Origin of the sequence: Pedobacter glucosidilyticus DSM 23534 (assembly GCF_000425145.1) — a bacterium.
Lineage (GTDB): Bacteria > Bacteroidota > Bacteroidia > Sphingobacteriales > Sphingobacteriaceae > Pseudopedobacter > Pseudopedobacter glucosidilyticus.
This window is the reverse complement of sequence record NZ_AULF01000023.1, coordinates 38,129-64,122: the sequence shown is the minus strand read 5'-3', so window position 1 is coordinate 64,122 and position 25,994 is coordinate 38,129. Positions and strand designations below refer to the sequence as shown.

Annotated in this window: 24 protein-coding genes; 12 read left to right on the top strand and 12 right to left on the bottom strand. The window is 34.1% G+C overall.

The window, feature by feature from the left end; genetic code table 11:
- Position 1: 1 nt before the first annotated feature.
- The 4 genes from H510_RS0109205 to proS form a co-directional block, all read right to left on the bottom strand.
- Positions 2-736, bottom strand: coding sequence for a hypothetical protein (locus tag H510_RS0109205; RefSeq protein WP_155977911.1), 735 nt, complete (start codon positions 734-736; stop codon positions 2-4).
- 65 nt (positions 737-801) lie between these two features.
- Positions 802-1,224, bottom strand: a complete 423-nt coding sequence (locus H510_RS0109200) for an META domain-containing protein (RefSeq protein WP_026904055.1) — start codon at positions 1,222-1,224, stop codon at positions 802-804.
- Between the two features lie 45 nt (positions 1,225-1,269).
- On the bottom strand, positions 1,270-2,124 hold the full coding sequence (locus tag H510_RS0109195) for a TIGR02757 family protein (RefSeq protein ID WP_026904054.1): 855 nt from the start codon (positions 2,122-2,124) through the stop codon (positions 1,270-1,272).
- A 204-nt stretch (positions 2,125-2,328) separates the two neighbouring features.
- A complete protein-coding gene (gene proS, locus H510_RS0109190; protein WP_026904053.1) occupies positions 2,329-3,801 on the bottom strand; it encodes a proline--tRNA ligase in 1,473 nt (490 codons plus the stop codon).
- A 174-nt stretch (positions 3,802-3,975) separates the two neighbouring features.
- On the opposite strand from proS, the gene H510_RS0109185 reads away from it, so the two are divergent.
- Together H510_RS0109185 and H510_RS0109180 are read left to right on the top strand one after the other, a co-directional pair.
- Positions 3,976-5,007: a hypothetical protein gene (locus H510_RS0109185; protein WP_026904052.1), complete on the top strand. Its 1,032-nt coding sequence runs from the start codon at positions 3,976-3,978 to the stop codon at positions 5,005-5,007.
- 188 nt (positions 5,008-5,195) lie between these two features.
- Positions 5,196-6,665, top strand: a complete 1,470-nt coding sequence (locus H510_RS0109180; RefSeq protein ID WP_026904051.1) for an OmpP1/FadL family transporter — start codon at positions 5,196-5,198, stop codon at positions 6,663-6,665.
- A gap of 108 nt (positions 6,666-6,773) precedes the next feature.
- Here the strand turns inward: H510_RS0109180 and H510_RS0109175 are convergent, their stop codons facing one another.
- The 6 genes from H510_RS0109175 to H510_RS0109150 form a co-directional block, all read right to left on the bottom strand.
- Positions 6,774-7,049 carry a Txe/YoeB family addiction module toxin gene (locus tag H510_RS0109175; protein WP_026904050.1) on the bottom strand — a complete coding sequence of 92 codons (276 nt, stop codon included), beginning with the start codon at positions 7,047-7,049 and terminating at the stop codon, positions 6,774-6,776.
- Positions 7,046-7,270, bottom strand: a complete 225-nt coding sequence (locus tag H510_RS18600; RefSeq protein WP_036692429.1) for a DUF2683 family protein — start codon at positions 7,268-7,270, stop codon at positions 7,046-7,048. The genes H510_RS0109175 and H510_RS18600 overlap by 4 nt, the downstream gene beginning before the upstream one ends.
- A 120-nt stretch (positions 7,271-7,390) precedes the next feature.
- Complete coding sequence (locus tag H510_RS0109165) at positions 7,391-8,365, bottom strand: hypothetical protein (protein WP_026904049.1); 975 nt, start codon at positions 8,363-8,365, stop codon at positions 7,391-7,393.
- Positions 8,366-8,383: 18 nt separating this feature from the next.
- Positions 8,384-10,906: a fibronectin type III domain-containing protein gene (locus tag H510_RS19590; protein ID WP_051291132.1), complete on the bottom strand. Its 2,523-nt coding sequence runs from the start codon at positions 10,904-10,906 to the stop codon at positions 8,384-8,386.
- A 280-nt stretch (positions 10,907-11,186) separates the two neighbouring features.
- Positions 11,187-11,669, bottom strand: a complete 483-nt coding sequence (locus H510_RS0109155; RefSeq protein ID WP_026904048.1) for a Dps family protein — start codon at positions 11,667-11,669, stop codon at positions 11,187-11,189.
- Between the two features lie 28 nt (positions 11,670-11,697).
- Entirely contained in the window at positions 11,698-13,029 is a 1,332-nt protein-coding gene (locus H510_RS0109150; protein WP_036692426.1) for an NfeD family protein, read from the bottom strand.
- A gap of 26 nt (positions 13,030-13,055) precedes the next feature.
- Here H510_RS0109150 and H510_RS0109145 point away from each other — a divergent pair, with 26 nt between their 5' ends.
- The 5 genes from H510_RS0109145 (at position 13,056) to H510_RS0109125 (ending at position 17,183) form a co-directional block, all read left to right on the top strand.
- A complete protein-coding gene (locus H510_RS0109145; protein ID WP_036692424.1) occupies positions 13,056-13,799 on the top strand; it encodes a DUF4905 domain-containing protein in 744 nt (247 codons plus the stop codon).
- A 31-nt stretch (positions 13,800-13,830) separates the two neighbouring features.
- A complete protein-coding gene (locus H510_RS0109140; RefSeq protein WP_026904045.1) occupies positions 13,831-14,736 on the top strand; it encodes a DPBB and LysM peptidoglycan-binding domain-containing protein in 906 nt (301 codons plus the stop codon).
- Positions 14,726-15,361, top strand: a complete 636-nt coding sequence (locus H510_RS0109135) for a uridine kinase family protein (protein WP_026904044.1) — start codon at positions 14,726-14,728, stop codon at positions 15,359-15,361. The genes H510_RS0109140 and H510_RS0109135 overlap by 11 nt, the downstream gene beginning before the upstream one ends.
- Positions 15,362-15,438: 77 nt before the next feature.
- A complete protein-coding gene (locus H510_RS0109130; RefSeq protein WP_026904043.1) occupies positions 15,439-16,659 on the top strand; it encodes a TCR/Tet family MFS transporter in 1,221 nt (406 codons plus the stop codon).
- A gap of 20 nt (positions 16,660-16,679) precedes the next feature.
- Positions 16,680-17,183 (top strand): GtrA family protein, encoded by a 504-nt coding sequence (locus H510_RS0109125; RefSeq protein ID WP_026904042.1) that lies wholly within the window; start codon positions 16,680-16,682, stop codon positions 17,181-17,183.
- A 50-nt stretch (positions 17,184-17,233) separates the two neighbouring features.
- Here H510_RS0109125 and H510_RS0109120 read toward each other — a convergent pair whose 3' ends face one another.
- Positions 17,234-17,800: a membrane protein gene (locus H510_RS0109120; RefSeq protein WP_026904041.1), complete on the bottom strand. Its 567-nt coding sequence runs from the start codon at positions 17,798-17,800 to the stop codon at positions 17,234-17,236.
- 78 nt (positions 17,801-17,878) lie between these two features.
- Between H510_RS0109120 and ung the strand changes: the two genes are divergently transcribed.
- On the top strand, positions 17,879-18,556 hold the full coding sequence (gene ung, locus H510_RS0109115) for a uracil-DNA glycosylase (RefSeq protein ID WP_026904040.1): 678 nt from the start codon (positions 17,879-17,881) through the stop codon (positions 18,554-18,556).
- A gap of 77 nt (positions 18,557-18,633) precedes the next feature.
- Positions 18,634-20,520, top strand: coding sequence for a sensor histidine kinase (locus tag H510_RS18590; RefSeq protein WP_051291131.1), 1,887 nt, complete (start codon positions 18,634-18,636; stop codon positions 20,518-20,520).
- Here the strand turns inward: H510_RS18590 and H510_RS0109105 are convergent.
- Positions 20,501-20,965 (bottom strand): Lrp/AsnC family transcriptional regulator, encoded by a 465-nt coding sequence (locus H510_RS0109105; RefSeq protein ID WP_026904039.1) that lies wholly within the window; start codon positions 20,963-20,965, stop codon positions 20,501-20,503. The two genes, H510_RS18590 and H510_RS0109105, sit on opposite strands and share 20 nt — an antisense overlap.
- Before the next feature lie 151 nt (positions 20,966-21,116).
- On the opposite strand from H510_RS0109105, the gene H510_RS0109100 reads away from it, so the two are divergent.
- The 3 genes from H510_RS0109100 to H510_RS0109090 are packed head-to-tail and all read left to right on the top strand — an operon-like array spanning position 21,117 to position 25,994.
- Positions 21,117-21,773: a metal-dependent transcriptional regulator gene (locus H510_RS0109100; protein WP_342662623.1), complete on the top strand. Its 657-nt coding sequence runs from the start codon at positions 21,117-21,119 to the stop codon at positions 21,771-21,773.
- Positions 21,770-23,644 carry an Nramp family divalent metal transporter gene (locus H510_RS0109095; protein ID WP_026904037.1) on the top strand — a complete coding sequence of 625 codons (1,875 nt, stop codon included), beginning with the start codon at positions 21,770-21,772 and terminating at the stop codon, positions 23,642-23,644. Before H510_RS0109100 ends, H510_RS0109095 begins: the two co-directional genes overlap by 4 nt.
- Position 23,645: 1 nt before the next feature.
- Positions 23,646-25,994: a TonB-dependent receptor gene (locus H510_RS0109090; RefSeq protein WP_026904036.1), complete on the top strand. Its 2,349-nt coding sequence runs from the start codon at positions 23,646-23,648 to the stop codon at positions 25,992-25,994.

Below are 25,994 nucleotides of genomic sequence, written 5' to 3'. Positions count from 1 at the left end.
CTCACATTTTATAAACTATTCCGAAACTTAGGGTAGTATAACCTCCTTTTAGGTTTTCATTTTTTATCAAGCCAAAATTACTACCACTGGTATATTGTAAGTTAAGGTTCTTGCCAACCTTCATCCTAGTAAAGAAAATCGGCTCAATAAAAACATTGTTTTCTAAGGGTGCGTTTATGTTATTAACAGTAAAATCTTTCATACTGATATAATTTACGCGTATTGCCGTACCATAACTTAGAGGAAATTTAGAACCAAATAACCTCAAATCATTCTTTTTATTTTTACTAAAGTTAACCTGAGCAAAAGCTTTATTTAAAGATGCATCCTGTATTTCTGTTACAACAGGTCCATCAAAAGTTAAATCTTTATAAACCCTTCTGGAGTTACCAAAACCAAAACCGCCGTAAATTTCCAAAACACGTTCTTTTTGCTCACCAAAGGTTGTAAAATAGCCAGCACCTACCTCTAAGAAATCAGAAGTAAAATCCCTTTTATCTTTAACTTGGTCTACATAAGCTCCGCTAAAAATAATCCCTATATGATCTGAAAACGCATAAGCTGCATTGGCACTGATATTACCTTTTAAACCAATATGACCATCTACATTAAACTCGCCTTTGTTACGCAACATTGGGGTATTTGGTACATTTGGCAGGTAAAGAGAAGAACATGAAGTAAATAATAGTCCTGTTAATATTATCAAAAAGAATTTTAGCATATATGATGTTACCATTTACAAGAATCTTAAACGAAGAAAACTTAGCATTAGTTTATATTATAACTTCGAGAACTTTCTTTTTAAGGCTTTTTGATAAATCTCATGATGGCAATATCATCCATTAAAAATGTTAAAGTATTTTCATTTACACTATAACGGGTTGATTTTTTCAAGCTTTCAAGAAATAATTGCTCTCCTTGTCCTTCGCAAAATCTTTTAGTTAAGGCCATAGGAGTATTAAAATCTATACGATTATCGGTAATAACCAAAGCACCACTTAAACTATTACAACTGGTATTGCCGTAAAGTTTATTACTTGCTACATCAAAGGTGAGTTGTGGTTTTTGGTTGGGATATAAACCCTCAAAAGCTATTCTAGGACCAGAGATATAATTAAGCTCCCAAGTACCATTGAGTTGATTTTTATCTTCCGTAGCTTTTTTAACAGCGCAGCTACTGATAATGAATATGAATAATAAAATGATGTAGTTATGTTTTTTCATGATTTTTATTTTTTGATATATAAATATAATGAAAGGCTGCTGCTATCAAAACTTCTCTTCTATTCCTAAGCCAAACAGGGCGAAATCGTATTTTACAGGGTCGTCTTTATCTAACATTCTTAACTGATGGGTAAGCTCTAAAGCGGTTTGCCAATCGGTTTGTTTACGGGTAATTAAATTAAGTTTTCGGGCTACCCTATCTACATGTAAATCGCAAGGGCAAATGAGTTGAGAAGGTTTTATTCTGTTCCAGATACCAAAATCTACACCTTTATCGTCTTTACGGACCATCCAACGCAAAAACATATTTAAACGTTTACAAGTAGATTTCTGTAATGGCGATGAGATATGCTTTTTAGTTCGATGAGGAAAATCTGGCAAAGAGAAAAAATAAGACCTAAAAAAATTGAGGTTGCCTTCAGTGGTTTCAACTGCTAAATCTTCTTGTAAACAAACTGACGATTGATTTTTAATTGACTTTTTCAGTTGCGGATTTTCCAGATAAGCATCTTGATAAACTTGCTGCAATTGAAAGGGTAAAAAAGCATCTTCTAAACTCTCAAAACTACTGTAATGATGTTTAAAAAAATGGACAAAGTATAAAGTATCGGTATAATTAAAGGTACGATGTTTAAAATGCTGAAATCTTTTTAAATCTTGCTCTTGATGATTTATGATGAAATCATGAGGAGTGCCATCCATCAAATCAATCAACTCTTTACATTTATTAATGATGGTAACCCTTTGCCCCCAAGCCAAAATAGAAGCCCAAAATCCCATAATTTCTATATCCTGCCTTTTAGAAAACAAATGCGGAATACAAATAGGATCATGAGTAATAAACTCAGGTTGGTTATACTGTATCACCTTTTGATCTAGAAAAGCTTTAAGATTTATTATTTGTGACACGCTGTTTTTAGATATTAAATTTTAGATAGAAGGCTTTATACAAAGAGTAGAATTAGGATTTATTGCTTTAGGCTAATTCTACTCTTTTATTGATATGCCATACTTCAGACAGCAGTCTTCCGTCTTTCTACGTTGTACTTTCAACCCTGAACTTTCAACTTCAGACTTCGGTCATCGGACATCAGACTTCCCATCCTAATAAGCCCTTGCAAATAATACTCTTTGGCTAGATGGTTTTCCAGTTACCATACAAACACCTTCTTCCTGCTCGTTATTTAAAGGAATACATCTAATGGTAGCTTTTGTTTCTTCTTTAATTTTAGCTTCGGTTTCAGAAGTGCCGTCCCAATGTGCTGCAATAAAACCTGGCGTTTCGTCTAAAGCCTTTTTAAAATCGTCATAAGAATCTACTTTTCTAGTATTTTCTGTTCTAAACTGTAAAGCTTTATGGTATATGCTTTGTTGAATTTCTTCTAATAAAAGTTCAATTCTATCGGCTATACCGTCTCTTGATACCGTTTCTTTTGTTTTAGTATCTCTTCTGGCAAGCTCAACAGTGTTATTCTCTAAATCTCTTCCACCCATAGCCAAACGCACTGGTACACCTTTTAGTTCATATTCTGCAAATTTATAGCCTGGCCTTTGCGTGTCGCGGTCGTCATATTTAACAGAAATGCTTTTTTTCTTTAAATCTTTGATGATTACATCAACAGCTTCAGAAATTTTAGCTAATTCTTCTTCTCCTTTATAAATAGGTACAATAACAACCTGAATTGGAGCTAATTTTGGAGGTAATACCAATCCGCTATCATCAGAATGAGCCATAATTAAAGCCCCCATTAAACGGGTAGAAACCCCCCATGAAGTAGCCCAAACAAACTCTTGCTTACCTTCTTTACTGGTAAATTTTACATCAAAAGCTTTGGCAAAATTCTGCCCCAAAAAATGCGAAGTTCCAGCTTGTAAGGCTTTACCATCTTGCATTAAAGCTTCAATACAATAGGTATCTAAAGCTCCTGCAAAACGCTCATTAGCGGTTTTCTTACCTTTTACTACGGGTAAAGCCATCCAGTTTTCTGCAAAATCTGCATACACATCAAGCATTTGCTCGGTTTCTGCAATAGCTTCTTCTGCGGTTGCATGCGCTGTATGGCCTTCCTGCCATAAAAACTCTGCAGTGCGTAAAAATAAACGTGTACGCATTTCCCAACGTACCACATTAGCCCATTGGTTTACTAAAATTGGCAAATCTCGATAAGATTGTATCCAACCTTTATAAGTATTCCAGATAATGGTTTCTGATGTTGGCCTAACAATTAATTCTTCTTCTAGCTTGGCATCTTCATCTACAATGATATTACCATTACCATCATTTTTTAATCGATAATGTGTAACCACGGCACACTCAGTTGCAAAACCATCTACGTGAGATGCTTCTTTAGAAAAAAATGACTTAGGGATGAATAAAGGAAAATAAGCGTTGCTGTGGCCAGTTTCTTTAAATTTCTGATCCAAAACAGCCTGCATTTTCTCCCAAATAGAGTATCCATAGGGCTTAATCACCATACAACCTCTAACGGCAGAGTGTTCTGCAAGGTCGGCCTTTGCTACTAATTCGTTATACCATTGTGAATAGTCTTCTGATCTGCTTGTTAATCCTTTACTCATGAGCTGATTTGGAATAATTTTTGTATTTTTATGATTGATTTTAGAGCTCAAAGTTATAAAAATATTACACTAATAATTTTAGGTTTGATGCAACCAATTGTAATATTTTACGTCTAATAAACGTATGTTATAAATAGACCAAAATTGTCTTTAAGACCTTAAAAAATATACAACATGAAAAATAGAGTTATTTTATCGGTAATGAGTGGGGGGATTGCTCTAATTCTAGGTGGTTGTGCTACCGGCAATATCGCTACACAAACGGCTTTGTACGATGATGTTTACAACTCGGAAGTAGAAGCCAAAGCCTTGACATTTACGCCAAGGCCAGCAGCTAATGCTAACAACCATAGTTATGATTATTCTACTGATGATTATGCTTATGAAGAAGAAAACAGACCGCGTTTAGATATAGAAAATCGTAACGAATACAACTGGAGAGACCATTATTATAATAACAATTTAGCTTTTGACCCTTATTTTGACCCAGCATTTTCTATGGGATGGAATAATTGGGGATGGAATAGCTGGAACAGACCCGGTTTTGGTTTTAATCTAGGCTGGAACAACTGGGGTTGGAATAATTGGAACTTAGGCTGGAATAACTGGGGTTGGAACAATTGGGGATGGAACAGTTGGGCTTATAACCCTTGGTACAGCCCTCTAGGATCTCCATATTGGGGAATATATTCTTTTAACAACCCTTGGGGTGGTGGCTGGATAGGCAATGGTGGTTTGTGGGGTGGCGGATTTTATCCGGGCATTGGTGTTATTACCAGACCTAATAACCCAAGGCCATCAAGAGGAAGTGTGGCAACTAGACCTGTTAACGCTGATGGAAGTAGTGTAAGTAGAATTCCTCGTCCTACAGGGCCGGTTAGTTCAAGCAGACCTGCTGGAACATCATCTAGACCAACTAGAGAAAGTTATGGTGGAGATTACAGCCGCCCAGCAACTTCTGGTACAAGACCCTCTTCTAGTGGAAGCTCATCTCGTCCAACAGAAAGTAGCAGACCTACAAGGTCAGAAGCTCAACAAAGCAGACCTGCTCGTACTGAAAGTAGTAGACCTGCTAGAACTGAAAGACCTAGTTACTCTCCTTCTCCTAGTTATAGTCCGCCTTCTAGCAGTGGTGGCAGTTCTGGTGGTAGCAGCAGAGGTTCATCTGGAGGCAGTAGTTCTGGTGGTGGAAGACCTTCAAGATAGTTTTATCATATTTTTTTGTCACATTGAGCGGAGTCGAAATATAGTCTGAAAATCTCAAAAAGGCTTCGACTCCGCTCAGCCTGACATAAAAAAGAATGTGTTGATAAAGCTTAATATATAAAGATGTATTTTCATTTAAATATCAGTGGTTAAAACTTATACAACTGATAATTATCCTTACAAAAAACATGAAATTAAAAATATTTGTTCTTTCAACTTTTATAGTAGGCACTATTTCAAGTGTTTCTGCGCAATATACATCTGATGCACTTAAATTCTCGGGAACAGAGAGTAGCGTAACCGCTAGATTTGGTGGTTTAGGTGGCCCACATACTTCTTTGGGCGGAGATTTAAGTTCTTTATACGGCAACCCAGCAGGCTTGGGTATGTTTAGCAGCTCTGAGTTTAGTTTTACACCTGGCTATGTTAACTCTTCAAATAAAACAACCTATTTAGGGCAGAACTCCGAATCCTCTTTGGGCAACCTTAATATTAATAATTTAGGTGTAGTTTTTCATAGCCCAACATACAGAACAGGCGATTTAAAGAAAGGTCTTGTATCCATAAACTTTGGTATTGGCTACCAAAAAAACAACTTTTTTAGAAATGAACTTTCTTTTAGTGGAGTTACCAATGCTAATGGTATAAGTGATTATTTTACTGAGATAGCAAATCGTCCTATTTCACAAGGAGGACAACTTGACAATAGACTTACCAATGTAGCTTATGTGGCAAGATTAATTGATGATGAAATTCCAGGGACACCTAATGGTAATTATGTAAATAATACTGCTATAGATGCAGATCAAGCGGTTTCCTATGATAGGAAAGGTGGGCAGTCTAATGTTGACTTTTCTTTAGGGATGAATTTTAGCAATAAATTTTATCTAGGTTTTGGATTAGGTTTAGCATCTATTAATTACCGTTCAGAAGAACTATTAAATGAACAAGGGCTTAACTTCGTTGATGGCGTAAATTATAATGCTAATTTCGCCAAGAGCTTTGATACCCGAGGTTCTGGTGTAAACTTTAAAATAGGTGCTATTTTAAAACCTGTTAAAGAAATCAGATTAGGTTTATCTTTAGAAACACCAACTTATTACAGCATAGATGACGATTATTATGAGGAACTTTCCTTAAGAGATCCAGATAATAATTTTATCACTGATAATAATTCCTTTCCTTTTTCTTATCGTTTAAATACGCCTTTAAAAGTAAACGGAGGTATATCTTTCTTTATTGGAAATAAAGGTTTTATTAGTGCTGATATTAATTATCAGGACTTTTCTACTATTAAATTTAGGTCTGATGAAAATGCTTTAAACATCAATACCAATAGGCAAATAGCTTCTACTTATCAAGAAAGTATCAATATTGGTTTAGGTGCAGAGTATAAAGTAACCAATAATGTAGCTTTAAGAGCAGGTTATAGAAATTTAGGAAGCCCTTATCAAGATTTAGATTATAAAGCTAATAGATATACCGGAGGAATTGGTTATCGCTTTGGTTCTTATACGCTAGATTTAGCGGTTCAGCATCAACAAAATAGTGTCTTATCTACCTCTTTTTATACTTTTGATAATCCACAAGTTACGCCGTTTGCAGATACTAAAACTAACGTAACGGCTGTTAGTATCACTTTTGGAGCTAGATTTTAACACAAGTTAAACATCATAAAAAAAGCCTTAAATACGTACTGTATTTAAGGCTTTTTTTATCAGTGAGATAATTATTAAACAGTTAATAAGGCTAAAAAGTTATTTCTATTAATCTTCATAGTGTCCCCAAAAAGCCAGAACTAAAATAATTAATTTATCATCCATAATCTGATAAACTAAACGATGTTTATCTGTAATTCTATGCGACCAAACTACAGCCTTAAAATATTTTAGTTTCTCAGGCTTGCCTGTTCCTTTTGTAGGATTTTCTCGTAATTCATTTAAAAGCTTATCTATTTTTATTAGAACTTTCTTGTCGCCTGCTTTTTTATGTTTTTCAATATCTAAAACAGCTTCATCAGTTAGTTCTAAAGCATAACTCATAAACCTAAAAACTTCTTTTGCTCTTCTTTAGATAGCCTTTTTACTTTTCCGGAGTCCGCTTGCTTAATAGAATTATCTATCTTTGCAAAATATTCATCTTTACTAAATAAAGCCTCATCATCAGATTTTACTATTTCAAAACGAACTTTCATTTCCTCCAATAAGGATTGAAGCAAAGATTTTTGCTTATCATTTTTAGGATATATGGTAATGCTGTCCATTTTTAAAGTTTTAAGATGATATACAAAATTAATAGAAGTATTAAATATTACACTATTAGGAATTATAACATATAATTCCTTAAATGAGATTAGCTATCTAAAATTTATCCTAAAAGGCAACTATTTCTCCACCACAAGTTCTCTTAACTCGCTATTTGGATGATATTGATGATTACCTTCATGAAAAGCCAGAATAAGTGTCTTGCCTGGACCTACAATATGCACTTTACCTTCTGGTGTAATGGTTGCAACTGTTAAGTCAGAGCTTCTGTAAATTAAAGGCAATTTTGCGCTAGAACTTGCTCCTGCATCAAAATCAGCATCTCCTACTTTTTTAACTGCTAAGGGCGGATAATTAATTTTTTGTTCCTGTTTATCATACATTTTACCACCTTTATCTTTAAAATGTTGAACGTTACGCCATATTACCTTAGGGCTTTCATGACCATCTCTTACTGTACCATAAACACCATATTTATGATAATTTCCGTTGAAATTGTTGATAGCTTTTTCGTTATCTGGCAGCTCAAAAACCTTCTTATCATTTAAATAAACCATAAATTTATTACCTACATCTTCTTGTAAGTGTATTACATTAACTTTTATTTCTTTCCCGTAAATATTATCCATCACTTTAATTCTGGAAGAAGATCCACAATTAATGGTTAAGCTTCCATTATCTTCATGAAAACCTCTCAACATAAATTGAGTTGCGCCTTCGTGGCTCCCCCAAATTTGCATTAAACATTCATCATCTAAGGGTTTAAAAATGGTTACATAACCTTCAAACTGACGGGCTCCGTATTCATACTCGTTTATCAACCTAATTTCTGCTCGGTTAGATTTCTTATCATATAACTGAAATGTTTCAGTTTTATCTTTTGCGTTGTAGGTATAACTAGCATTTTTACCCACCGAAGTATGTAACTCTTGATGCGCTGTCCAATCGTACATCATGTGTTTACCAACCTCGTTACAGAGGTGTATTTTCTTTTTAGGATTATAGTTTTCCCAATTAATTTGACTTACGGGGATTTGGGCAATTAGTTGTATAGATACCGCCAACAAAATCGTAGTTAAGGTGATTTTTTTCATGATTAAAATATTTATAATTTAAGGCTGTTTTACAAATTTTATGGTGTTAGCAAGTTCTTTAGATGATAGGTTTAATAAGTAAATACCATCTGCTACCCCTGCTAAAGAAATTGGATAGGTATTTTCACCTTCTTTAATTATAATTTTTTGCTCGTATACTTTTTGACCATTTAAATTACTTATACTTAAAGTACCCTGATGTTGACTTATAGCGTGAATAACCACATGATACTCATTAGCAGATAATTTATATATATAGCTTGTGTTTAGATTTTCTAAACTATAATTAACTACTCTAGGCCCAAAATATTCATATTTGCCATTAAAATCTATTTGCTTTAAACGGTAGTAATTATTTCCGTTAAAGGGATTATTATCAATAAAATGATAATCTAAAGTGCTATTACTATTGTCAGCTCCTTCTTTCTCGCCTATTTTAACAAAAATCCCATCATCATTAGCTCTTTCTATCTCAAACCTAGCGTTATCAGACTCTGACGCGGTACTCCAATTTAGACTTACGCTATTGAAAACTCTTCTGGCATCAAAACCTATTAAAGAAACTGGTAAAACCGTAGGGTCATTTAAATCTGCTAAAAAATTTGCATATCTGAGATCATCCAAGATAATCTCTCCATCTGCATTAGAATTGTTATTAACAATAAGAGAAATAAAATCTAATTTAGCATCGGCTGATAAGCCCGCAGCGCTAAAATTATGATTACTTCCTGTTGTAGTTAAGCGTGTGTTATTAATCCAAATATGGTAAGAGCCTGCTGTTACAGTATAGCTTTGAGTACCGATAGTATAGTCTAATGGCTGTGCCGAATTATTACAAAACATTCTCATATTAAATTCTGTACCGTTACTCAAAGTAACTCCAGAAATATTGGTGTAAGTACTTGTAGCCCCTACTCTTGTCGCAAAATTATAGTTACCATTTGATTGTGGTTGCCATCTAATTACCGCAAATACAGGGTCTGTATTCTGTAAATTTGATCCGCTTGAACCTGCAGTAGTAGCACCTCCATCTCCCACTAGTAATTGATAGGTACCATTAGTTCCAAATACAAACTTCACATTCATACTCAAACTAAATAAATTGGTTGCTATTCTTGGTGCTTGAGCCGTAGTTCCAATATTTGTAATGTAAAATTTATTAACACTTCCTCCTGTTGCAGGGTATACGGCTAGTCTTGCACCATTACTTCCATTAGTAAAATTTGTACCGGATGTAACTAACCTAAAACCTCCATTTGCGTTACTATTAACTCTAATAGTTGCACTTTGGCCTTCTCCTGGAGAAGTTAAAGGATTTGAACCGCCACTAGCAGTACCACCTGTGGTATATGTTGCTGCCCCTACTGTAAATGTTGCTGCTTGTGTACCAAAATTATACTGCCAAATAGCGTTAGAAGCATTAGCAAAAGGCATATTAGTTGTATTAACGAATATAGCATTAGAAAAGGCAGAGTTACTAACACCATTAGCTCTTACTCTAAACCAATAGTCAATGCCGGCTGTTAAACCTGTTGCTTGAAACGTTTTAACATTAAAATTTGTAGTTGTTAAATCTGAGAAACCGGTAGTTGCACTTGTAGTTGATACTTGTAAGGTATAACCAGTATCATGACTTACATCTGTCCAAGAAAGGTTAACAGCAGTTGGACTAACAATTGAAGCTGATAAACCTGTAGGCACAGCAGGATTAGGCGTATTACTAGGCGCATAAGTTCCTCCTTCCCAAAGCCTTACATTTCTCCATTGTACTTGAGAATTTACAATGCTATTTGTACTTGGCTCATCTTCACGCCCGTAACATCCATATTTAAAATAATTTCCATCCACATTGTTAGGAGTGAAATTTTCTGACAAAGTGAGTCTTAAAACACCATTAACAAAGAAGTAAATCTTGCCTGCTTTTGTAGCTGTTTGTTGTTCGTGAATAACGTTAATTTTGACTTCTTGATTGAGGATATTTGTTGCAATGGTTGTATTCCCGATCATATCAAATGTTCCATTAGAAACAACCCTTAAAGTTCCTCCATTTGAAAAAGCGTCTCCTCTAATTTGTAGTAAAGTGGCTCTTTGTACGCCGTTTTCTATAATACCTCCAAATATTTGAAATACTGCATTATCAGAAAAAACATTGTCATTTATAGTAACAAAACCTTCAAATTGTCTTGTTCCGTCAACATAGTCATCATGTATTCTTATCTCAGAGCGATTTCCTGGAAATTTAAAAAGCGAAAAAGTATGGGTTCTATTAACTCCATTTTCAATAAAAGAATAACCACTTGTAGAATTAGTTGTATTGAAATTACTTGAAGTAGCACCGTTTGTATCCATGTAATTTGCATCACCATTATTCCACGCTCTGGTAATTAAACTTCCTTCATAATTTTGTAAATGCACACGTTGTGCTTGTTCTTGAACAGTTGTAATATCATTCCAACCTGTGCCTTCTTGGGCAAAAAGAAATTGTGAAGTAAGTAATAAAGTTATTAAAGTCTTAAAAGAGCGTAGTAGTTTTAATTTCATAGTTATTGAGTTTAAAAAATGAGAAATCATAAAACTATTAAGAACTCATAACAGCGTTTTTAAAACCTGATTATGATAATTAAAATAGATTTACATGAAATAATTGGTTTGCCACTATGAGCTATTTCAAATATCAAGATTAAAAAGAATGAAAAACTAACTTGAATTGGCAGATTCATCATTCAAATTAGCGTTTAAAAAGCGTTGTAGAGCATTTTTTTAGGCATAAAAAAAGGCATCTACTAAAAGTAGACACCTTTTTAAATCATCATGATTAAAATTATTTATTACCGTTGTAGGCTCTCAACATCCAACTGGTTTTTTCTTGGAACTTCATAAAGCCTGTAATCATATCGGCTGTACCTTCATCATTTGCATTTTCTGATGCGTTCTCAATGATTTCTCTTTCCAGATCAATAAGGGTTTTATAGTCTTCCAATATAGCATCAACCATTTTTGCCGGAGCCATTCCTTCTGTTTCTATCTCTTTAATTTTTGCAACTTCTGTATAGCTTTTAAAAGTGCTGTATGGAGATTTGCCTAAGGTTAACACACGTTCGGCAAGTTCATCAATGGTAAGTTGTGCATTGTTATACAGTTCTTCAAACTTTACATGGAGGGTAAAAAAGTCGTTTCCTCTTACATTCCAATGGCAGCCTCTAAGTTTTTGATAATGTACTTGATAATTAGCTAATAAATCATTCAGTTGGTCCACTAGCGCTACTACTTTTTTGTCGTTTAATCCTATTTTGTTTGTTGCCATAATAAGTATAATTTAAATTAAAGGGTAATTAGCTATTTGATTTTCTAACTACGAGATTATAATTTTCAATTTTACTTACAACAATATTCGTTCCGTTCTCAATAAATCCATCGTTAGATACAGCATCGTACCAATTACCATCTATTTCTATTTTACCTGATGGGCGTAAATCGGTTTTAGCAAAACCAATTTTACCAATAAAAGTGGTATCTGGTTTTCTTACCTGATACCCTTGTGTAGCTTGCTGCTCATCTTCCAAAACTAACCTTTTAAACATTTTAGATTTTAGCACATTGCCCCCAAAGAAAGCACCTACCACAATAGCCCCAATCATAGAGAGGAGAACCAGTAAGAAAGAATTGGTTAAACGCTCTCCGCTAGTAACATTAAAATCAAAAAAATCGTTTAAAATAAGGCTAAAAGCCAATCCGCTAATCATCATTACAATGCCTAAAATACCAAAAATACCAAACCCAGGAATGAAAAATATTTCTAACACGAGTAAAGCTATCCCAACAATAAATAATAAAATCTCCCAATTATCGGCTAAACCTTCTAAATATAAAGGAGCAAAGAAAAGTAAGGCCGCAACTACTGATACAAGTAAGGCAAAACCAATTCCGGGTGCTTGCAACTCGAAATAAATCCCCCCAATAATCAATAAAATTAAAACACCACTTACAGCCGGGTTTATTAAAAAGCCTATAATATTGTCTATTAAAGTTGGCTGATAAACTTCTAAATCGTAAGACTTTAAGCCTTCTTTAGCTAATAGTTCTTTTACAGAGCTGGCCTCTGCATTGCAAAAACCATTAGCAATAGCTTCTGCAGTGGTAAAAGTAAGCACTTTACCCTTTGGTTTAATATTGGGTATATCTAAATCAGGGTCAACAAAACCTTCTGCTATTTTGGGATTTCTACCTTTACTCTCTGCTGTGGTACGCATTAAGCCACGCATGTAGGATTGATATTTTTCTGGCAGCACCTCTCCTTCTGCATTTACAACACTTGCAGCGCCAATGCTTGCTCCTTTGTGCATATATATTTTATCACAAGCTATAGCAATTAAAGCACCTGCTGATGCTGCATTATTGTCAATAAAAACAATAGTTTCCATAGGTACAGTCAAAATAGCAGAGCGTATGGAGTCTGCATAGTCTAGCATTCCGCCAAAGGTATTCATGTGTATTAATAAAACATCAGCCTTTTGTTGTTTGGCATTTTCTATAGCAATTCTGGTAGTGCGCCAAGCAGCTGGATTTATTTCTTGTTTTAAATTAAACTGATAAACTTTTGGCTGCGCTATCACTAGATGATTGCTTAAAAACAAGCTTATAAAGAGATAAAAGATATGCTTCATGATATTAATTTCTATTTTTGAATAAGATGTTAAATAAAGATACATTAAAGCCCTTATTAAAACAGCAAATAGAGGGAATTATCTGGAAAATAGTTTTAGATGACGAGCTAAATTGCATGGCTATAGAAAGCAGAACTTTAACAAAACAGGTGTTATTTTCTGTTTATGATTTTAACCAAAAATGCTTTCTTATCCTTAACTATTCTTTTGAAGAAAAGTGGCAATTAGGATTATTAGCTCTGTATCAACATAAATTGATATTACATGGTTTTGAGAACGAATTTGCGCCTACACAAAAAAACATATTGGTCTTTAATTTAGTTGATAAAAATATCGTTTGGCAAAATTATAGTCATACTGCACAAGCCATTTACAAAGAAGGTATTTTAGCTTATAATGCCAAAATAATGCCTCGTAAACTAGAGTTGTTAGATTTAAATACGGGAAAGTCTTTAGGTTTACTTAAAGCAGATAAAAACCTACAACAGCTTCAAAATCAAATTATCTTACCAGAACATCAACTAGCTGAAAATATTTGGGAAACAGCGCAACAATTAATTTACAAAGACCTTTTCATAAGAAGCTTATATCTTAAAAATAAAGACAGCTACACCCAAATAATTGAAGTTTATAATAAAGAAAACAATATTTTACTTTCTGATATTTTAAATGACAACATACAAAAACTAGCAGAAGATACGTTCTTTGTGTGGCTCGGCAAGCTGGTATACATCAGAAACAAATCAGAAATTGTGAGTTATTTACTATAATTGCAAAGTTTTTCAGAGAAGACCTTAATACATGAAGCTTAAAACAATCTTATTAATAACCTTTTCTATACTATCATTTTCTGCCTCTGCAACTACCTTAGTAGACTCTGTAGGTATAGAAAATTCTGCCGGAAAAAAAGTTATCCTACATAAAATAGAACCAAAAGAAAACTATTATGCGTTAGGCAGAAAATATAATGTTTCGCCAAAAGCAATTATGGATTTCAATAATAATGTTGCGCTTAGCATTGGTCAGGTTATAAAAATACCAACCGATAGACCTTTTGCAGAGCAAAAACCTGTAAGTTTTAATTCTTCATCAAACACTGCGCAAAACAACGGTAAAAGAGAATCAATACACGTTGTGCAAGCTAAAGAAACACTTTACAGTATTGCCAGTAAATACAATATGCGTGTGGATGATTTAAAGCTCCTCAACAACCTTAAAACTACAGGCTTAAGTATTGGCCAAACATTAAAAGTTTTAGTTAATGATGAAGTTAGCCTAAAACCAGAAGTGGTTAAAAATACCCAAACAGGTAAACCAGAAGTAGTTAAAGAACAAATTACAAAGCCTGAAGTTAAAATTAAATACATAGACTCAACAGACTCTAACTCAGGTATAGAAATACCAAGAAATAGATATGGTATTACTGAGAAAAATGAAAAAGGCATTGCCGTTTGGATAAACGACGAAAACCTAGACGCCACCAAAAGCTACGCTTTACACAAGCTTGCCCCTGTAGGTACTATTGTAAAAATTACCAACCCTATGACCAATAGAAGCGTTTTTGCGAAAGTTGTAGGTAAATATACCGAGAACGAAACCACCAAAGATGTTATTATTGTGATTACCAAAGCAGCTTCTGATGCTTTAGGTGCGCTAGATAAAAGGTTTTTAGTAAACATTACATACGGACTTCCAAATGAACAATAAGCCTTTTGTGATAGGGGTTGCTGGAGGCAGTGGCTCGGGTAAAACGTTTTTTTTAAACTGTTTTTTAAATCATTTTACACCAGAGGAGGTTTGTTTAGTTTCTCAGGATGATTATTATATCCCGGTAGGTGATTTATCTGCTGAAGAAAATAAGCTTTATAACTTTGACTTACCTTCATGTATTGATATTGAGGCTTTTGAAAGAGATATCACCAGCTTATTAAATTACCAAACCGTTTATAAAAAAGAATATACTTTTAACAATAGCAATGCGGTTCCTAAAATCTTAGAAATTAAGCCTGCTCCTATTTTAATTATCGAGGGATTATTTATTTATCATTACCCAAGCGTAGACCCGCTTTTTAACTACCGTATTTTCATTGATGCTGCAACAGAAATAGCACTGGAAAGGCGTTTGAATCGAGATTTAATAGAAAGAGGATATTCGGAAGAAGATGTGATGTATAAATGGGAAAACCATGTGATGCCTGCTTATGAAGAATTTCTATTACCTCATCGTAACCGTTGCGATAAAATTGCAGATAACTCTACCAATGAACTTAGAAACATTTTAGATTTAACCGATGAAATTTCCCGAGAATTACGTTTAAAACTAAATATATAACTCTTTAGAGCTGAGTTTAAAGAGATTTATTTCATGAGAAAAGCCAGATGTCTTAATAAAAATATCATCTCTATATAATGAAAGAGCCTAAAAATACAGCACTCGGGTTTATCTTTATTACTTTATTGATAGATGTTACTGGTTTAGGTATCATCATTCCGGTACTGCCTACTCTTATTTCAGAACTCATCCACGGAAATATTAGTGAAGCAGCAAGTATTGGCGGCTGGTTAACTTTTGCTTATGCTTTTGTGCAATTTATTTGTGCCCCATTGTTAGGAAATTTAAGTGATAGATACGGTAGAAGACCTGTTTTACTATTTTCTTTATTAGGTTTCGGGATTGATTATTTACTACTAGCTTTTGCTCCTACCATAGGATGGTTATTTGTAGGACGTATCATTGCTGGGTTTACCGGAGCAAGCTTTACAACAGCATCGGCCTATATTGCTGATGTTAGCACACCAGAAAAAAGAGCTCAAAATTTTGGTTTAATTGGCGCTGCCTTTGGTTTAGGTTTTATTCTAGGACCAGTACTAGGTGGTGTTTTAGGTCAATTTGGTTCCAGAATACCATTTTTTGCTGCCGCAGGTCTAAGTTTTTTAAATGTTATTTACGGATACTTTGTGTTACCAGAATCTTTACCGGTAGAAAAAAGACGTCCTTTTGATATTAAAAGAGCAAATCCACTAGGCTCATTATATCAATTGAAAAAATATCCAGCTGTATATGGTTTAGTATTAACCCTTATCCTCATGTATATTGCCAATAACGGTTTGCAAAGTACTTGGTCTTTTTATGGGATGGAAAAATTTAAGTGGAACGAAGCTTGGGTGGGCTATTCTTTAGGCTTTATAGGCTTAATGATAGGTATTGTACAAGTAGGTATCATCAGGTGGGTAATTCCTAAGTTCGGACAGGAGAAAAGCTTATACATTGGCTTAGCTTTTTACAGCCTAGGCCTACTATTATTTGCTTTTGCTGCTGAAGGATGGATGATGTTTGCCTTTATCATCCCCTATTCTTTAGGAGGCATAGCCGGACCAGCACTTCAAAGTATTATTAGCGGTTATGCCCCAACAAATGAGCAAGGAGAGCTTCAAGGTGCTTTAACAAGCTTAATGAGCGCTACAACCATTGTAGCACCACCAGTAATGACTAACCTTTTTGCTTTCTTTACAGGAGATAAAGCACCATTCATTTTTCCTGGGGCACCATTTTTTGTTTGTTCTATTTTGGTTCTAATAAGTGTTTTTACTGCTGCAAAAAGCATGAGAAGACATGCACCAAAAAGTTAAAGATTTTTGTATTCTTGTTTATGCTTTTAAGCCTTCACTATTTCATTAAAGAAACCATACTTAAAACTGTTGATTTTTTCTATCCAATCTTCAGAAGATTTATGCCGCTACAAACTTACCGTTATGCCGCTTGTGGAGGTTCAAACACGGCCTTAAACATTTTGATCTACTTTGTTTCTTATAACTTCGTCTTAAAAAAGCAAATTGTTCATTTACCCTTTATAGCCATAAGCCCACATATTGCAGCATTCTTAATAGCCTTTTTTATAACCATGCCGATAGGTTTTTACTTAAATATGTTTGTGGTTTTTAAAGGCTCTTACCTACGCAGAAGAATACAATTTGTAAGGTATATCATAGTAGTAATGGCTTGTGTAGTTTTAAATTATCTGTTTTTAAAACTATTTGTAGAGCAGTTTGGCTGGTACCCTACACCATCTGCAATTTTAACTACGGTAATCATCATCGGTTTTAGCTATTTATCGCAAAGGTATTTCTCTTTTAGGGTTAGGAAAGAAAAATAAAAAAGGCCCGAAATTTTTCGAGCCTCTGATTTTATAAAATTTCTATACTATTAAAACTGCCTAAATCCGCTTCCGCCTCTGCCACCACGTACCATTTGGGTTTTATCTAGCATACTCATCTGGCCTTTCATCATTTTAATTTGCTCAGCTAAAAGCTTATTCTTATCGGCTTTCTCTGCTTCTTTTAATAATCTTTGTGCTTCACGCTTATTTCTTTTTCCCATCTCTACACCAGCTAAACTTAAATTTGCTAAGGCGATGTTATGATCCATCGTTAAACCAAAAGATAAAGCCTTTTTAAAGAACTTTTCTGATTTCATTGGGGATTTTCTAGATTCTATTAAACCTAATAACAAATGGTAATATCCCCACTGGCCTTTAAACAACTCTTTTTCGTAGTTTTTGATACTAGCTAACCAAGCTTCTGCTTTTTCCATATTTTCTTTTCTCAAAAACCATTGCGCTATCAGCATTTTCTCGTTAAAGATATAGGTAACAAAAACTAAGATGGATATGAAAATTAAAAGAATTCCCCATCCCCAATAAGAAAAAACAATTAAGGTAATAGCAGCTCCAAGAATTAAGGCTCCTAATATAATTCTAATGAAATTTGGCATGTCAAATGTATTTAATATACTTTAGTGGCTGCAAATATCGTTTATTTGAGCTTTTAATCAATAAAAAGATAAAGAAATATGTCTGTACAATTAGAATCATCTTGGTTGGCTGTTTTAGGAGAAGAATTTGAAAAAGATTACATGCTTCAACTAAAGCAATTTTTGCAAGAAGAAAAGAAAAAAGGCAAAACCATATACCCACCCGGAGCAGAAATATTTAACGCTTTTAATTTAACTCCTTTTGATGATGTTAAGGTTGTGATACTAGGTCAAGACCCTTACCATGGTGCTGGGCAGGCACATGGTTTATCTTTTTCCGTTAAAGAAAACGTAAAATTACCACCTTCTCTTCAAAATATTTATAAAGAATTAAGTGATGATATCCCGGGCTTTAAAATTCCATTACATGGAAACTTAAGCAGTTGGGCTAAACAAGGCGTATTACTTTTAAATGCTACTTTAACAGTAGAAGCTGGAAAAGCCGGTTCGCACCAAAACCAAGGTTGGGAAGTTTTTACTGATGCAGCAATTAAAGCCTTATCGCTACATAAAGAGAAACTTGTTTTTATACTATGGGGTAAATTTGCACAACAAAAAATAGCTTTGATAGACACAGGTAAGCATTTCATTATTAAATCTGCACACCCATCGCCATTCTCTGCCTATAGTGGCTTTTTTGGTTCAAAGCCTTTTAGTAAAACCAATCATTATTTAGTACAGCAAGGTAAAAAAGCTATCAATTGGCATTTTTTTTAGGTCAAAACAAACTACTGTCTTTAATTAAGCGTAAAATAATAAAATTAAAATTATTTTTGCACTTATAAATAATCAGCTTGAATCTACCCATAAGCCATCTTATCAAAAAAAACTACCGCACTTTGTTTGCATCTAGCTTGCTGTTGCTGGTTTTGTTTCTAAGTTTAAAAGAAAGTTATCTGCTTTTTCATACGCTGGTTGAGTTATTTTCTGTAACGGTTGCTTTTGCTGTTTTTATTGTTACCTGGAACTCCAGAAAAATTCTTGATAACAATTATTTATTCTTGGTTGGTATAGCCTATTTATTCATCGGGATACTAGATATTTTACATGCCCTTACCTATAAAGGCATGAACATCCTAAATGGTACAGCATTTTATGCCAACCAATTTTGGATAGCCACCCGCTTTTTAGAAAGTATTACTTTGTTAGTAGGTTTCTGGTTTTTAAAACGTAAACAAAGACTTAATGCAGATTATATTTTCCTTATCTACCTATTTATTAGTGGCTTACTTATTTTATCTATCCTTTATTGGAAAAATTTTCCTGTTTGCTATGTAGAAGGTATTGGTCAAACAGATTTTAAAATTTATTCAGAGTATATCGTTATCATCATTTTAAGTATAGCATGTTTAACTTTAGTGAGAAGAAAAAAGTACTTTGATGACAAAGTTTTCTATTTGCTTTTTGCCTCTTTAACTTTTTCTATCTTAAGCGAGTTTTGTTTCACCTTATATACCACTAACGATGGATTTATAAACCAAATTGGACATTATGGTAAACTCATATCTTTCTTTCTGATTTATAAAGCCAATGTAGAAACCAGTTTTCTTAACCCAACAGGTATTTTATTTAAAGACCTAAAAGACAAAGAAGAAAGCTACAGAACTTTAGCAGAAAACCTTCCCGAGCTTATTATCCGTTTAGATAAAAATTTTAGATGTATTTATACCAACAACGCATTAAGTAAATTCACAAAGCTAAACAGCCAGCATTTTTTAGGTAAAGCATTATTTGCTATGGGCTTGCCTGATTATTTAGAAAAAGCTTTGATAGAAATTTTATTAAGTGCCCAAAAAGATAAATCTATAAAAGAAACCAAACTAGATATTTTATTAGAGCATAAAAAATATTTTTTTGCTATACAAATTGTTCCAGAATATATATCAGACAACCAAATAGAAACTTATCTGATTATTTGTTATGATATTACGCAATTAAAAAATACCGAAAATCATTTACAAGAAATTAATGCAACAAAAGATAAATTCTTTTCTATCATTGCTCATGATTTAAAAAACCCTTTTAACGCCTTAATAGGCTTTAGCGAGTTGATTTATAAAAACGCGGATAAGTATAGTACAGAGCGTATACAACAACTCGCATTTAGAATGAATAGTAGTGCCAAACAAGTGTTTAACTTGTTAGAAAATTTACTAAGCTGGTCTAGAATACAAACTGGTAACCTAGCACCAAAAATACAAATCTTATCTGCGGTAGATATATTAACAGAAACACATCAATTATTTTTGGCTTCCGCCGATGCTAAAAATATTACCATCAACTTAAATTATAGAGAACTTATTTACGTAAATGCAGATAGGCAAATGCTGAATACCATTTTACGTAACTTAATAACCAATGCCATTAAGTTTACACACCCAAATGGTAAAATAGAGCTTAAACTAGATGTAAAAAAGCAAGAAGTTTTATTTAGTATCACCGATAACGGCATCGGGATAGAAAAAGGGTATGTTGATGAAATCTTTAAGATAGAAAACAGGTATTCTAAACCCGGTACTGCCGATGAAAAAGGAACAGGTTTAGGATTGATACTAGCTAAAGAATTTGTAGAATTACACCAAGGACAAATTTGGGTAGAAAGCGAAATTAATAAAGGAACAACTTTTTACTTTACCCTACCCGGTTATGTTGCTGCTCAACCTAATATTCTAGCGGGATAATAGGCTCCTTTTTGCTAGTAGACATAATCATCATTGTTTGGAAAGTCTTCACTACAGATATTCTGCTTATCTTTTGCATAATCAACTGTTCATAAGCCTTTATGTCTTTTACGTAAGCTTTTAAAATAAAATCACATTGACCAGTTACGTGGTGGCACTCTGTAATTTCCTTTATGGCGTTAACCTCTTCTAAAAAAATTGTAATGGTATCGTTTTGATGAAAATCTAAAGAAACTTGTATAAACGTTTTAATTCCTAAACCTAACTTTTCCTCATCAACCAAGGCATGGTAACTTTTGATATAACCAGAGTGCTCTAGTTTTCTTACCCTTTCTAAAGTTGGTGCTGGTGATAAACCAATCATCTGGGAGAGCTGCAAATTGGTAATCCTACCATTTTCTTGCATAATTTTAAGAATATTCAAATCTATCTTATCCAGTTCCATAACCTTAAATTTTTATACAAAGTTAGTTTTTAATCCTTTAAACCAAATAAAATTTTATAAAACTGCTTATATCAAGATATTAATTGGCAAAAATAATTTTTAGATTAATCTAAAAATATAATTAGATTTGCATTAATAATATTTTAGCATCATGATTACTTCATTTACAGAAGAGAATTATTTAAAATCTATATATCACCTATCTCCAGATGAAGGTACTGCTGTAAATACCAATGCTATTGCAGAATCTTTAAATACCAAAGCAGCATCTGTTACAGATATGTTGAAGAAACTTGCCGATAAAGAATTCATAAATTACATCAAATATCAAGGTGTTACTTTAACACCTTTGGGCAGAGAGAGAGCTTTAAACATCATTCGTAAGCATCGTTTATGGGAAGTTTTTTTGGTAGAGAAGCTTAATTTTAAATGGGATGAAGTACATGATTTAGCAGAAGAATTAGAACACATCCATTCTGATTTATTGATCAATCGTTTAGATGAATTTTTAGAGTTCCCTAAAACAGACCCTCATGGCGACCCTATTCCGGATAAGAACGGCAAATTTAACGTTCCGGAACTCATACCTATATCAAGACTTAAGAATGAAACTTTAGGAATTATTAGCGGTGTAAGAGAACACTCGCCCCTATTTTTAAAATATCTTGAAAAAACCGGACTGGTCTTAGGCCAAGAAATTACCATTAAAGAGCAAATAGAGTTTGATGGCTCTTTTATCATTTCTATCAAAGAAAACGACATTATGATTAGCAGAGAAGTGGCAAAAAATTTATTGATAGCTATATGAACAGAAAACATACAGAATCTTTAAGTGAGGTACATAGCAGTGTTAAAACCGAGAAAAAAACAGGTTGGAGAAAGATTTTCGCCTTTCTTGGGCCAGCTTATTTGGTTAGTGTTGGCTATATGGATCCTGGAAATTGGGCAACAGATATAGCTGGAGGCTCTCAGTTTGGTTATAAACTGATATGGGTTTTGCTCATGTCTAACCTGATTGCTCTTTTATTACAATCATTAAGTGCCCGTTTAGGCATAGTAAGAGGTTTAGATTTAGCCCAAGCTTCTAAAAAAGCTTACCCTAATTGGGCAAATATTCCGCTGTATATTTTGGCTCAAATAGCTATAATAGCTTGTGATTTGGCCGAAATCATCGGGATGGCCATAGGTCTAAACCTCCTTTTTGGTATCCCGCTAATTTGGGGCATCAGCATTACTGTTTTAGATACCATTCTTTTACTCTTTTTATTAAAAAAAGGTATGCGCAGCATGGAAGCTTTTATAGTTTCTATGGTTTTTATTGTTGGTGTTTCCTTTTTAATGGAGATGATTATTGTGCAACCCCAGTTAAATGATGTTGTAAAAGGATTTATCCCTAGCTCTTTAGATGGTAGTGCTCTCTACATCGCCATTGGTATTATCGGCGCTACGGTAATGCCACATAATTTATACTTACACTCTTCTTTAGTACAAACACGTAAGATAGAGCGCAGTAGCAAAGGCATTAAAGAAGCTTTAAAATTTAATTTAATTGATACTACTATTGCGCTTAATCTGGCTTTTTTAGTTAATGCGGCTATTTTAATACTAGCAGCAGCGGCTTTTTTCACCAATGGCTTTAATGAAGTTGCTGAGATACAAGATGCACATAAATTACTAGGAAACATATTTGGTGAGGCAGCACCCGCACTTTTTGCTATTGCGCTTATCGCATCGGGGCAAAGTTCTACCATAACAGGTACGCTAGCTGGGCAAATTGTTATGGAAGGACATTTAAATTTACGTATTGCGCCATGGCTAAGAAGGTTAATTACTCGTCTGCTGGCTATCACTCCAGCATTTTTTACCATCATTTATTTTGGAGAGGAATCTTTGGGTGCACTGCTTATTCTAAGTCAGGTGGTATTAAGCTTACAATTAGGTTTTGCTATTATTCCGCTTATCCATTTTAATTCAGATGCTAAACTGATGAAAGAATTTACCATCAAGACATGGGTTAAAATTCTGGCTTGGCTAAGTGCGGTTATCATCATCAGTTTAAACGTAAAACTAGTTGTTGATGAAATTAGCGGATGGATAATAAGTGCTGGCGAAAATGCTTTTTGGTTATATATAACTGTAATTCCTTTAGCTATTGCCGTTGGTCTGCTGTTATTGTACATTATCATCAAGCCGTTTTTCCCTACGCAAGACAAACAAATAGCTGTGCCACATGGTAGCGCTTTAAGCTTAGCAGATTTAAAAACTCCTGTTTATCAAAATATTGGTATCAGTATAGACTTTTCTGCAAACGATAAAAACGTCATCAGACATGCTATTTTACAAGGTGGTCAACTAGCCAATTATACGCTTATCCATATTGTTGAAACAGCTGGGGCCCGTTATCATCAACAAAATGTGATGGATATGGAAACCATCAGCGATGAAGAAAACCTCAAAAAATATCAGCAAAACTTAAAAGATTTGGGTTTTAACAGCACCTATAAAATTGGCTATGGCTCTACCTCTGGTGCTATCGCAAAAATTGTAAATAAAAGCGAAATAGACTTTTTAGTAATGGGGGCGCATGGTCATAAAGGTTTTAGCGATTTACTATTTGGTTCTACTGTAGATGCGGTAAGGCATCAGGTAAACATACCTGTTTTAGTGGTAAGGAAATAACATGAAAAATCTATTCATTCTAATATTTTTACTATCTCCGATAGCGCTTTTAGCTCAAAAAGCCAATATTTATGGGAGGGTTTTTGCTTCGGGTATGCCTGTAAAACAAGCTATTGTTAAGTTAGATAAGAATTTAAATTATCAAATAACCGATAGCTTAGGTGTATTTCATTTTAAAGATGTTACTCCAGGCGAGCATCACATCAGCGTAAGCTTATTGGGTTATAAAAATTATAAAAAATCTATTTCGGTTAAACCGGATGAAAATATATCGTTAGAAATACAGCTTAATAACGATGATTTAGGCTTAAATGAAGTGGTGGTAAGTGCTACCCGATATGGTGTATCTAGAAAAGAGGCTCCAGTTGTGGTAAATGTTATTGGTGCTAAACTTTTTAACGCTACGCAATCTTTAAGTTTATCAGAAGGTTTAAATTACCAGCCCGGTGTAAGATTAGAAAATAATTGTCAAAATTGCGGGTTTACCCAAGTAAGATTAAATGGCTTAGAAGGCGCATATTCACAAGTTTTAATCAATAGCCGACCAATTTTTAGCGCTTTAAGTAGTGTTTACGGATTGGACCAAATACCCACCAGTATGATAGAGCGTGTGGAAGTGGTAAGAAGCGGTGGCTCGGCACTTTTTGGGTCTAATGCCATTGCTGGCACCATTAATATCATTACCAAAGACCCCATTTTAAACTCGTGGGAAATAGGTTCTAACATAGCTTTAATCAATAGCAGAGAGCCAGACCATGTAATAAATTTTAATGGTAGCATTGCCGCAGAAGATTTAAAAAGTGGCGCTACATTTTATGGGATGTTTAGAGATCGCTCTCCATTTGACGCCAATTCAGATGGTTTTACAGAAATCACCCGGATGGAGAATAATACCTTTGGAGGAAAAGCTTTTTTAAAACCTAGCGATAGAAGTAGGCTTACGCTAGATTTTAGCGCTATAAAAGAATTTAGAAGAGGTGGAGACCGCCTTCATCTGGCACCACAATTTACAGATATTACGGAGCAGCTAGACCATAACATTTTATTAGGAGGTTTAACTTTTGACCAGTACAGTAAAAATCTAAAGAATAAATACTCTGCTTATATATCAACACAAAAAGGAAAAAGAAACAGCTATTATGGTGGTTTAGGCGGTAGTTATACCGCGGCAGATAGCACCAGAGCTAATAATGCCTATGGTTTTACAGATGATATTTCTTTTGTTGGAGGCTTACAGTTTACCAAAAATCTAGAAAATACATCTGTTTTTGTAATGGGTGCAGAACTACAACATAACCAAGTAGATGATGAAATTGCTGGCTACAACAGAATTATAGATCAATCTTTAACCACTTTTGGTTTATATGCCCAGTACGAATGGAAGCCAAACGAGAAACTAACCGCTTTGTTAGGTAGCAGGTACGATATCACACATGTAAATGGGAATTATACTTTACAAAATATATTCCGCAACTCAAACCTTAGAAAAGGTGTATTGAGTCCGCGTTTTACGCTTTTGTATAAATTTAATGAAGATTGGCAGTTCAGAGGTGGCTATGCCCGAGGTTTTAGAGCTCCGCAGGCTTTTAATGAAGATATGCACATATCATCTGTAGCTGGCGAGCAAAGGTTTGTGATACTATCAGAAAACTTAAAAACCGAATTTTCTGATGCCTTTACGGCCTCTTTAAGTTATGCTTGTACTTGGGGCAATACCCAAGTAAGTTTCTTAACAGAAGGTTTTTACACCACTTTAAAAAACCAGTTTGTAACCATCAATACAGGTGCTTCTTTAGGGAACGGAACTATTTTAGAAGAAGTAAGTAATGGCGAAGGTGCTTATGTTAGTGGTGCAAATTTCGAGCTTAATATTGTGCCTTCTGCTAAGTTTAACCTACAAGCTGGTGGAACTTGGCAAAAAACTGCTTACAACAATGCTCAGGTTATTTACGATAATCCTAATGATCTAGCAAATACAAAGGTTAGTATTACCGAGTTTTTAAGAACACCACGTAGCTATGGCTACTTTAATAGTAATTACAAGGCTACCCAAAAATTAAGTTTTGATATCAGTGCTGTTTATACCGGAAATATGAGCGCTGCCAGAGTTATCAATGCTGATGGATTACCTCTATTGGTTAAAACCCCTAGTTTTTTAGAATTAAATTTAAAAAACACCTATCAGTTTAAGCTAAAAAACTTGATGATAGATTGCAGTTTAGGCGTTCAAAATATATTTAATAGTTTCCAAAAAGATTTTGATACAGGGCCTACCAGAGACTCTGATTATGTTTACGGACCAGCCAGACCAAGAACATTTTATTTAGGCTTGAAATTTAGGAGTTTGTAA